Raw genomic sequence first — 10,249 nt, forward strand, 5'->3', positions numbered from 1 at the left:
ACCTGGTCGCTCACGTCTTCGACCTGCTCTTCGACCTGGTCGCTCACGTCTTCGACCTGTTCCTCGACCTGGTCGCTGACATCGTCGACCTGCTCTTCGACATCCTCGATGCCTTCCTGGAGGTCGTCTGCTCGCTCCTCGAGCTGCTCTTGGATGCGGTCGAGCTGTTCGTCGACGCGGTCTTCGACCTGTTCCTGAAGATCGTCGCTGCGGTCTTCGAGCTCGCTCTGGAGGTCACGAACCTGCGTTTCCAGCTCTTCGAGGGCGTCGACGGTCTGGTCTTCGAGGTCTTCGTTGGCTTCCAGGAGTGCGTCGACCTGCTCTTCGAGCGTGTCGAGGAAGCCCTCGAGCAGCTCGTCGACGGAGTCGGCGCCGTCTTCGAGGTTCTCTTCGAGCGTCTCGATAGCGTCGGTCTGGCTGTCTTCGAGGGTGTCGAGCTGTTCGTCGATGGTCTCACGAACATTATCGAGGGCGTCCTGATCGCTCGGAAGCGCCGATTCGACGGCGTCGAGGTAGCCGTTCAGCGCCGTCCGGACGAGGTCGTTGCCCTGCCCCTGGACGTTCTTTGCGGGGTCGAAGCTGTTGACGACGGTATCGTTGATGTCCTGCTGGATGCGAACGCCGGTTTCGATCGCATTCTGGGTTCGCTCGATGGTGCTGCGCTGGATGTCGAACACGATGCCGACGGGAGAGTCTGTTTCGCTCATTGCTACCTGGATAAATGCTCCGGTAGTATATAAATCTACCTTTTGGAACCATACAATGTCATTGAATGGTATCAGTGGGATCAAACCCCGGCTTAGCCGGTGATACCACTAACCGTTTCTCTCGCGGGGGAGCACCTATTCGTTTCAGTCACTGCTAAATTTGCAGCAACGGCGATGTGGTCACAACGGTGAGAAAACGTCTCAGAACTCCTGGAGTGCGGAGTAGAAGATGAATCCGAGCGCGAGGTGCTGTTGCATTGCCGACTCGACACGGGCCCGTGCCGCATCGGGATCATCGAGGCGGTACTCCTTCGTCCGTACCAGCTCGTGCATCTCGAGGATGTCATCCTCTTCGAGTTCGTGGAGTCGTGGATACACCGTTCCAGGACTGAGCTGGGCGTCGAATAGCGCCGCGAGGTCGTCCATCAATCCCTTGCCGTGGGTTTCGCTCTCCCGTAGCGCCACGAGCACCAGCAAGATCTCGTCCAGTGAAAGCTTGACCTGTTCTTCGTCGAACGCGAACGATTCCTCCGGAAAGAGGCGGCCAAGCACCTCCGAGACGACTTCCGCGGAGCGATATTCCGAATCGGTCGGCTCGGCAACGACCTCGTCGTCACCCGCCAATTCACGGTAAAGCTGTTCTACGGATGCACCGCTTCGCTCCGAACTCATCGGCGACCACCGGCATCGAGAACCATACTGACAAATTGCGATAACCCATCATAAGTCGGTAACAGTGTTTTCGCCCTCTGAAGAAACCCCGGTCACGTTCGGTCGCCGAACCGCCGGAATCGGTACTGATTTGCAAACCACCCCGATGCATTCCGATACTTTCACTTTCACTCCGGGCATGGCTCGCCCCTTTACTACTTCAGGCGGTATCTGTATCCATGTCAGCGAACACGGAGCGGCCGACCAATGCGACGCACAACGGCGTGATCGAAGTGAGCGACCTCCCGACCACGCGCGTCCAGCGGTACGCCCAGGAGGCCGAACACGCACACTTCGAGCGGAAGGGCGGCCAGACGTTCCTCGTCACCGACTGCTAACGACACTCCCGCGCGTTTTTGACGACGCAACGCGAACCGGGAGCCATGCATGGCGTCGTCCCCGCCGCGGGTCGCGGTAGCCGCCTCCGACCGCGAACCGACGACAAGCCGAAAGGACTCGTCGAAGTCGGCGGAACACCCCTCCTGACGCACGTCTTCAAGACGCTCTCACCATACGTCGAGGAGTACGTCGTCATCATCGGCTATCTCGGCGACCAGATTCGGGCCCACTACGGCCACTCGTTCGACGGGAAGCCGATTACCTATGTCGAACAGCCCGACCGTCGCGGACTCGCTCACGCAGTCAGCATGGCCGAACCAGTCGTCAGTGGCCTGTTCCTTCAACTCAACGGCGACAACGTCCTTCGTGGGAACGTCGGCGACGTGGCCGACACCCACCGGCGGACAGGCGCCGACGCGACGTTGCTTGTCGAGTGCGTCGACCGGGAACGGGCAAAGCGTGGTGGCGTCCTCGAACTGGATGACGGAGACGTCACCGGCCTGGTCGAAAAGCCCGATGACCCGCTGTCCCGTCTGGCTACGACGGGCTGTTTTGCGTTCTCACAGCGGCTCTTCGAGGCGTGTCGGGCTATCGAGCCCTCCGAGCGCGGCGAGTACGAACTCCCGGCAGCCATCGAGTGGGTGCTCGACGACCGCGGCCGCGTCGAGACGGTGCGGTTCGACGGCTGGCGCGTCAACGTCAACACCGAGTCGGATATCGAGCGCGCGGAGGCGCGACTGTGAAGTATCAAAGTGACGCAGAGCAGCTGTACGAACACCTCGCAGCGACCGCAGAACTGCCGGTCGAGCGGAGCGCGAGCCGTCTGCTCGGCGAAGCGGAGGCCGTCGCGGACGACCTGCGTGGCTGTGACCCACCGGTCATCAAAGCCCGCGCGACCGTGGTGTACGAGTTGCTCGACCAGATCGACGAGACCGGCCACGAGGAGGCTGACGAGCACCTTCGGCAGGCCCGAACACTCGCGTATGAACTCGCGTCCGACGACCCGAGCCCGGAGTGAGTTACGGCGCCAGCGTCTCGACCGTCCAGCGGCGCTGGTCGGCCGTCATCTCGCCAAAGAAGCCCACGCGGACGGCATCGAGACCGTCGACGGCCTCGAAGCGCTCGACGGTCGACCGGACGTCCTCGGGCGTGCCGGCGGCGACCAGTCCATCGACCATCTCCTCGGAGACCGCGTCGACGGCCGCAGCTCTATCGCCGTCGTCCCAGGCTGATTGTATCGCATCTGTCTCGGCCTCGAACCCCTGGCTCGCAACCGATTTTTGATAGTACGGGCCGTAAGCTGCCACCAGGAATGCAATCTGTCGGGCGGCAATGTCGCGTGCCTGCTCGGCGTCATCTAAGGCACACGAGCGGACGGTCACGGCGACGCGGAGGTCGTCGGCGTTGCGGTCGCCGAGGTCGGCGCCACGACGGAAATCAGCCATCCGGTCTGCGAGTGCATCCGGTGTGAACAACTGCGGCACCCAGCCGTCAGCGAACCGCCCCGCGAGTTCGACAGCTTTCGGCCCCAGGGCCGCGACGTCGATGGGCACCTCAGCGGGCTCGACGCCGCGGAGTTTGAGGCCGCCACCATCGAAGAACTCCCCCTCGTAATCGATCCGGTCGCCGCTTGTAACCTGATTGACGATGTCGATGGTTTCGCGGAGGCGCCGCAGGGGCCGGTCGAACTCCGCGAGATGCCACTTCTCGGTCAGGTCGGAGGAGGAGGTGCCCAACCCCATCCGGTAACGCCCGTCGCTGAGTTCCTGAAGCGTGACGCCGGTCTGTCCGAGGACGGCCGGCGAGCGCCCCCACGGTGAGAAGACGTCGTTCGAGAGGCCGATACGATCAGTGCGTTCGGCCAGCGTCGCAAGCAGCGTCACGCCGTCGCGGCCGGTCACCTCCGGCAGCGAGATGCGGTCGTACCCGTGGTCTTCGGCGTGCGTCGCGACTTCGATGATGTCGGTGGTCGAGTCGAGGCCGCCCGGCAGGACGACGTCGCGTTCTGTCATGGGCCGCCCTGCGAACGCGACCGGGATAAGCCTACGGCGTCTCGTCCCACAGCGGGCTTTTTGACCCATGCCGACCTGAGTTTGCACATGTCACTGCTGATCTACGGCGCCTACGGCTACACCGGCGAACTCATCGCCGAAGAGGCCGTCGACCGGGATATCGACGTCATCGTCGCTGGCCGAAACGAGGTCAAAACGGAGCATCTCGCGGAACGACTCGACTGCGAGGCCCGGCCGTTCGCCCTCAATGCCGCCCCCGCGAACATCGACGACGTCGACGTGTTGCTCAACTGCGCGGGGCCGTTTACCGACACCTACGGCCCCTTCATCGAGGCGTGTCTCCAGACGAAAACGCATTATCTGGACATCACAGGTGAACTCTCCGTGTTCGAGGCCATCGCCGAGCGCGACCGCGAGGCCGAGCAGGCGGGCATCTGTCTCCTCCCCGGCGTTGGTTTCGACGTCGTACCGACGGACTGTCTCGCCGGCCACCTCCACGACAGACTCCCCGGAGCTGACGGACTCCGACTCGGCTTCGACCCCTCGGGCACCATCTCGAAGGGGACGCTCGCGTCCGTCATCGAACACGCAGAGGAGGGCGGGAAAGTGCGTCGCGGGGGCGACATCGTTGACGTGCCGCCAGCACACAGATCCCGGCGTATCGACTTCGGCCAGGGGGAGCGCGACGCCGCAACCATCCCTTGGGGGGACGTCTCGACGGCGTACTACACCACCGGCATCGAGAACATCGAGGTGTACACCGCGATGCCAAAGCCGATGGCCAACGCTGCACGGTTCAGCCGGCTTGCATCGCCTGTTTTGGGGTTCGAGCCGGTCAAGCGGTCGCTGCAGGCGCTCATCCGGGCGACCGTGACAGGGCCGTCCGAGCGGCAGCGAGCGGAGGGTGAGTGCCATATCTGGGGCGAGGCAACCGACGGCGAGACGACGGTTACCTCGCGGCTGAAAACCCCTGAAACGTACGCGCTGACGGTCGATGCCGCGACGACGGCCGCCGAGCGCGTCCTCGAATCGCCGCCGGAAGGCTTCCAGACACCCGCGACGGCGTTCACGCCTGAGTTCGTCCTCGAACTCGACGGCGTCGAAGGGTTCTTCGACGAGTGACCGTCATTCGCGCGCCCAATCGAGCGACCGTTCGACGGCTTCCCGCCACCGTTCGTGGCGAGCCTCGGCGGTTTCCTCCGCATCCGGGGTGAACGCCCGGTCGACGCGCCAGTTCGCCCGCAGTTCGTCGACCGATTCCCAGTAGCCCACCGCGAGGCCGGCGGCGTAGGCGGCCCCAAGCGCTGTCGTCTCGTCGACCTCCGGACGGACGATGTCGCTGTTCAGAACGTCGGCCTGGAGTTGACAGAGGTAGTTGTTCTTCACAGCGCCGCCGTCGACGCGGAGGCCGTTGAGGTCGAGCCCGCTGTCCTCGACCATCGCGTCGACCACGTCCCGAGTCTGGAACGCGATGGCTTCCAGCGTCGCGCGGACGATGTGTTCTTTCCGGGTGCCCCGCGTCAGGCCGACGATGGTGCCGCGTGCGCGCTGATTCCAGTGGGGTGCGCCGAGCCCCGTGAACGCGGGGACGAAGTAGACGCCGTCCGTCGAGTCGACGCTTCGAGCGAGTCGCTCGGTTTCGGCGGCGTCCTCGATTAAGTCGATGTCTTCGAGCCACTCGATCGCCGCGCCGGTGACGAAAATCGACCCCTCCAGGGCGTACTGAGCGGGTTCGCCCGACAGCTGGTAGCCGACCGTCGTGAGGAGGCCATGATCGGAGTCGACGGCTTCCTCGCCCGTGTTCAAAAGAAGGAACGACCCCGTACCGTAGGTGTTCTTGGCGTCGCCGGCGTCGAAGCAGGTCTGACCGAATAATGCGGCCTGCTGGTCGCCCAGTGCCCCGGCGACGGGCACCTCGGCGCCGACTGACTCGGCGTCCGTGTGACCGTAGACGGCGGCATCACTGGAGGGACGAACCTCCGGGAGGACGGCCCTCGGTACGTTGAACTCCGCAAGCAGGTCGTCGTCCCATGCCAGCTCGTGGATGTCGAAAAGCAGGGTTCGGGACGCGTTCGTCACGTCGGTCACATGCTCGCCCGTGAGCTTCCAGATGAGCCACGAGTCGATGGTGCCGAAGCGCAGGTCACCGGCCTCCGCACGGTCGCGCACGTCGTCCCCGCCGCGAGTCGTCCCGACCGGGTCAGCGTTGTCGAGCAGCCACTCCAGTTTCGTCGCCGAGAAGTAGGCGTCGGGCTGGAGGCCGGTCTTCCGACGAATCGCTGCCGACCGACCTTCCTGTTCGAGGCGCTCGATGCGGTCTGTCGTTCGGCGGTCTTGCCAGACGATGGCGTTGTGTACCGGCTCGCCCGTCTCGGCGTCCCACAGCACCGTCGTCTCGCGTTGATTCGTCACGCCGAGCGCCGCGAGGGCAGCAGCCTCGGTGTCGGCATCAGCGAGTGCGTCCCGAAGCGTCCGCGTTGCGTTCGCCCAGATCTCTTCGGGGTCGTGTTCGACCCATCCCGGTTCAGGGTAGAACTGCTCGTGGGTCTCGTAGGCGCTGCCGTGAACGCGCCCCGCACGGTCGAATACCATGCTCCGAGCCCCCGTCGTCCCCTGGTCGATGGCCGCGACGTACTCCATGTGGTGTGGCTGACCGGCGAGGGGTAAATAAACGTGTCAGTGGGCCGGTCGTTGCGGAGTGTACGTGAGACGATGACGGCGTTAACGAACCGCTCTACGATTCGTTCGCACACCAGAAATCTTCGATTTCTGGGGACGCTGTATCCCCGTCCTACTGCGCCCTCAGAACGCTTCGCGTTCTGATGGGTGAACGAGAGCAAAGTGCTCTCGGTCGACTCCTTGAGGACGGGGCATTAGCGCCTGAATTTTAGGTAAATCGCTGCCGTATTCGCTCACCGCCGACTAGAGTTGTCTCCCAGAAGAGTTTCCCGCCAGTTCTCCGATTTTCACTCTATTGATTGATATTTGTTGTGCTCATACTTGAACTCGGTGATTAAGGTATATAATTACCATAGAATCGTTCGAACGTGCATCCGTTCATACGAATAGTCAGTGGTTCCTCCAAGAAAGTCTTTAATATCACCTTATTTTTGTATCTGATGGGCAAGAAAGAGTTCGAATGAGCTCGAAATTGCGCTGAAAGGAGACAACACATGACTGACGAACGATCCGGCGAAGATATCTACGGCGACGAGTACAAGGAAGCAAACGAACCCATCTTCAGCGGCATCCCGAGATTCCTCAAGCTCCCCGAGACAGATGGAAGTCGAGATTGCCCGTCTCGACGGCCGTCTGAAACAGCATGTGGACAGCCCGCCGGACGAGCTCGTCGGTCTCATCGGGGTCGTAGGCGCTTTCGAGCATCGCCAGTTCGTTCCGGGTCTCGGCGTCGAGTTCGACTGAGAGTTCATCACCGAACTCTTTGTAGGCGTCCTCGATGTCGGCGGTGAGTTCATCCAGTCCCATACTCGTGGTCGGGTTGGCCGCGGCAAGTGGGTTTCGCTCACGCGTCTCCGCCGGAACCGTCACACCAAAGCGTCGGCCGCTGAAACGGCCAGGCGATGACCGAGGCCGCAGCGCATCTGCCCGACGACGCTGACGCCGTTCGGGCGGCGCTCATCGAGTGGTACCAAGCCGACCACCGCGAGTATCCGTGGCGGCAAACCGACGACGCCTACGAGATTCTCGTCTCTGAGGTGATGAGCCAGCAGACCCAACTCGACCGCGTCGTCGACGCCTGGGAGGCGTTTCTGGACGAGTGGCCCACCGCCGGGAAACTGGCCGCTGCCGACCGCGCTGACGTGGTCGGCTTCTGGACTGACCACTCGCTCGGCTACAACAACCGCGCGAAATACCTCCACGAGGCGGCCGGACAGGTCGTCGCCGAATACGACGGGACATTCCCGGAAACACCGACGGAGCTACAGGAATTGATGGGTGTCGGCCCCTACACCGCCAACGCGGTGGCCTCATTCGCGTTCAACAACGGCGATGCGGTCGTGGACACGAACGTCAAGCGCGTTCTCTATCGTACTCTCGACGTGCCCGATGAGGATGATACCTTCGCGGCCGTCGCCTCGGAGCTCATGGCCGATGATGAATCACGGGTCTGGAACAACGCCATCATGGAGTTGGGTGGGGTCGCCTGCGGGAAACAGCCGCGATGTGATGAGTCCGGCTGCCCGTGGCGTGCGTGGTGTCACGCGTACGAAGTCGGCGATTTCACCGCGCCGGACGTGCCAACCCAGCCCGATTTCGAGGGGTCGCGTCGGCAGATGCGTGGACGCGTTATCTCGACGCTTCGGGAGTTCGACGCGCTGTCGTTGGATGAACTCGGCCCACGCGTTCGCGTCGATTACGCCCCCGATGGCGAATACGGCCGCGAGTGGCTCCGCGGACTGCTCTCCGATCTCGAAGACGACGGTCTCGTCGAAACCGAAGCCGATAGCGAGGAGACGCTCGCCCGACTCCGGACATGAGACGCGACCATGCTGATTTTATTCACGCGGCACCAACACCGCTGTCATGACCACCGTTCGCGTCGCCGCTATCGTCGGGAGTCTCCGCGAGAAGAGCTACACCCGACTCGCCTGTGAGGAAGCCCTCGCCGCCGCAAGCGAATTCGAGGATGTCGAAACCGACTGCATCGACCTCCGGGAGCTATCCCTTCCGGTCTTCGATTCGGACGAGGATGTAGCGGGCGACGCCGATGAACTCCGAGCACGCGTGCAAGCCGCCGATTCGGTCATCTTCGGAACGCCGGTGTATCACGCCTCCTACTCGTCGGCGCTGAAGAACGCCCTCGATTACTGCGGCTTCGATGAGTTCGAGAACACGACCGTGGGCTTGCTCTGCGTGGCCGGTGGCTCATTCCCGACGACGACGCTCGACCATCTCCGGTCTGTCGGGCGGGCCGTCAACGCCTGGGTCGTCCCACACCAGGTCGCGATTCCGCGCGTCCGCAACACCTTCGAGGACGGTCAAATCGTCGACGACGGCGTCGAGGAACGAATCGACACCCTCGGACGGCGGATGGTCGAGTACGCCAACATCGAGCCCGACCCGCGGACGATGGAGGCCACGCAAAACCTCGGTGCGGACGATTAATCCGGTGTCGGAACGCTGATATCGCCGCCGACGGAAGGTCGACTGTGACGCAGTGGGTCGAAAACCCCCGTGGTGGCCGCGAGCGCGGCCCGCGAGGACTGGCGCGTGCGTGGATCGAAGTGCTCGTTCGCCCCCGGCGGTTCTTTCGGAACGGCATCGCGCCGGGCGACCAGGCGCCGGGGTTGATATTCGCCATCGCCATCGCCGTCGTCTACGTCGGCGGGCGGCTGGTACTCGCGCCCGAATCAGTGGCTGGCTACAGCCGTATCGCAGCGACGACGGGCAGCGTCTATCTCTCGGCGGCCGTGCTGCTCGGTGCGCTCTGTTTCCTCGTCGCGCCGCTCGTGCTCCATCTCGCGGCCGCGCTCTGCACTCTCGCACTCGTCGCGGTCGTCGACGACCGCGCGGGCGTCAGCGAGACCGTCCAGATCATCGGCTACGCCGCCGCGCCCGCCGCCTTCGCCGCGGTTCCAGTGCCGACCGTACAGCTGTTCGCGGCGCTGTACGGCGTCGCACTCCTTGTTATCGGCATCTCGGTCGTCCACGAAACATCGGTTCCGCGGGCGCTGTTGGCCGGGTCGATGCCCGCGCTTTTCGTGTTCGGCCTCGCACTCGGGGGGATTGCGGCCTTCGAGACCGTGTTCGGCGTCGAACTGGCCGGCAGGACTGGCGACGCCACTCGCGCGTAGATTCCGACAACCGTTTTAAGCCCGACCTTCACGTTTACAGTAATGGGTAACTGCATCATCTGCGGTACGTCCACCGATGGCCCCATCTGTGACGACCATCAGGAGGATGTCGTTTTCGACTTCGAAGGGAACAAACCATCACAACTGACGCCCGGTCGCTTCTACCGAGGCACCGTCGACGGCTACGCCGACTTCGGTGTGTTCATCGACATCGGTAACGTGACGGGACTGCTTCACCGAAGCAAACTCGACCGTCGCCTCGAGAGCCTCGATTGGGAGGTCGGCGACCAGGTCTGCGTTCAGGTCAACAACATCCGAGACAACGGCGACATCGATCTCAGTTGGTCGATCCGTCAGTCCGACTCGGAGTTCCGCGGCGTCCTCGTCGATTCGCCCGAGGGGGATTACCTCGCCGACGAGTACGGCGAAGAAGCGGAAGAATCCGAAAAAAAAGTCCAGAAAGCGGACGTAGCGTCTGAATCCGAGCCCGAACCGCAAGAGGGCAGCGCCGACAAACAGACCGGGGGGAACCCCAGCGACGCCGAACTCGCCGAGACGGCTGCCGAGGAGGCAGAATCATTCGTAGCTGCGCGTGAGGCCGAAGAAGCGGAAGCCGAAGAAGAGACAGCGGTCGCAGAGGAGGCTGAAGAGGCAAAAGCAGAGG

Annotated in this window: 12 protein-coding genes and 1 pseudogene; 8 read left to right on the top strand and 5 right to left on the bottom strand. The window is 63.3% G+C overall.

Translation table 11 applies throughout. The features are described from left to right. On the bottom strand, positions 1-707 hold a 707-nt coding region (locus ACI8UR_RS11545), incomplete at its 3' end, for a hypothetical protein (protein ID WP_415087891.1). Between the two features lie 201 nt (positions 708-908). Next, positions 909-1,379, bottom strand: a complete 471-nt coding sequence (locus tag ACI8UR_RS11550) for a PadR family transcriptional regulator (protein WP_411714507.1) — start codon at positions 1,377-1,379, stop codon at positions 909-911. Between the two features lie 218 nt (positions 1,380-1,597). Here ACI8UR_RS11550 and ACI8UR_RS11555 point away from each other — a divergent pair, with 218 nt between their 5' ends. From ACI8UR_RS11555 to ACI8UR_RS11565, 3 genes are read left to right on the top strand one after another with little or no spacing between them, the layout of a single operon-like run. Continuing rightward, complete coding sequence (locus ACI8UR_RS11555) at positions 1,598-1,756, top strand: hypothetical protein (protein ID WP_411714508.1); 159 nt, start codon at positions 1,598-1,600, stop codon at positions 1,754-1,756. Positions 1,757-1,801: 45 nt separating this feature from the next. Then, positions 1,802-2,500 carry a sugar phosphate nucleotidyltransferase gene (locus ACI8UR_RS11560; protein WP_411714509.1) on the top strand — a complete coding sequence of 233 codons (699 nt, stop codon included), beginning with the start codon at positions 1,802-1,804 and terminating at the stop codon, positions 2,498-2,500. Continuing rightward, the gene (locus tag ACI8UR_RS11565; protein WP_411714510.1) at positions 2,497-2,775 is read left to right on the top strand and encodes a hypothetical protein; all 279 of its coding nucleotides are present in this window, start codon (positions 2,497-2,499) and stop codon (positions 2,773-2,775) included. Before ACI8UR_RS11560 ends, ACI8UR_RS11565 begins: the two co-directional genes overlap by 4 nt. 1 nt (position 2,776) lies before the next feature. On the opposite strand, the gene ACI8UR_RS11570 is transcribed toward ACI8UR_RS11565, so the two are convergent. After that, positions 2,777-3,769, bottom strand: coding sequence for a TIGR04024 family LLM class F420-dependent oxidoreductase (locus ACI8UR_RS11570; protein ID WP_411714511.1), 993 nt, complete (start codon positions 3,767-3,769; stop codon positions 2,777-2,779). A gap of 87 nt (positions 3,770-3,856) precedes the next feature. On the opposite strand from ACI8UR_RS11570, the gene ACI8UR_RS11575 reads away from it, so the two are divergent. Further along, entirely contained in the window at positions 3,857-4,891 is a 1,035-nt protein-coding gene (locus ACI8UR_RS11575) for a saccharopine dehydrogenase family protein (RefSeq protein ID WP_411714512.1), read from the top strand. 3 nt (positions 4,892-4,894) lie between these two features. Here ACI8UR_RS11575 and glpK read toward each other — a convergent pair whose 3' ends face one another. Next, positions 4,895-6,409 carry a glycerol kinase GlpK gene (glpK, locus tag ACI8UR_RS11580; protein ID WP_411714513.1) on the bottom strand — a complete coding sequence of 505 codons (1,515 nt, stop codon included), beginning with the start codon at positions 6,407-6,409 and terminating at the stop codon, positions 4,895-4,897. 627 nt (positions 6,410-7,036) lie between these two features. Next, positions 7,037-7,255: pseudogene (locus ACI8UR_RS11585) on the bottom strand (hypothetical protein); the annotation flags it as partial. Between the two features lie 95 nt (positions 7,256-7,350). Here ACI8UR_RS11585 and ACI8UR_RS11590 point away from each other — a divergent pair. The 4 genes from ACI8UR_RS11590 to ACI8UR_RS11605 all read left to right on the top strand — a co-directional run. After that, the gene (locus ACI8UR_RS11590; RefSeq protein WP_411714514.1) at positions 7,351-8,268 is read left to right on the top strand and encodes an A/G-specific adenine glycosylase; all 918 of its coding nucleotides are present in this window, start codon (positions 7,351-7,353) and stop codon (positions 8,266-8,268) included. 46 nt (positions 8,269-8,314) lie between these two features. Continuing rightward, a complete protein-coding gene (locus tag ACI8UR_RS11595) occupies positions 8,315-8,896 on the top strand; it encodes an NADPH-dependent FMN reductase (protein WP_411714515.1) in 582 nt (193 codons plus the stop codon). A gap of 44 nt (positions 8,897-8,940) precedes the next feature. Next, complete coding sequence (locus ACI8UR_RS11600; protein WP_415087892.1) at positions 8,941-9,585, top strand: YIP1 family protein; 645 nt, start codon at positions 8,941-8,943, stop codon at positions 9,583-9,585. Between the two features lie 42 nt (positions 9,586-9,627). Next, positions 9,628-10,249 (top strand): S1 RNA-binding domain-containing protein (locus ACI8UR_RS11605; RefSeq protein WP_415087893.1); only part of this gene is annotated, 622 nt, incomplete at its 3' end.

Origin of the sequence: Natronomonas sp., from assembly GCF_047616845.1 — an archaeon.
In the GTDB taxonomy this organism is placed as follows: Archaea; Halobacteriota; Halobacteria; order Halobacteriales; family Haloarculaceae; genus Natronomonas.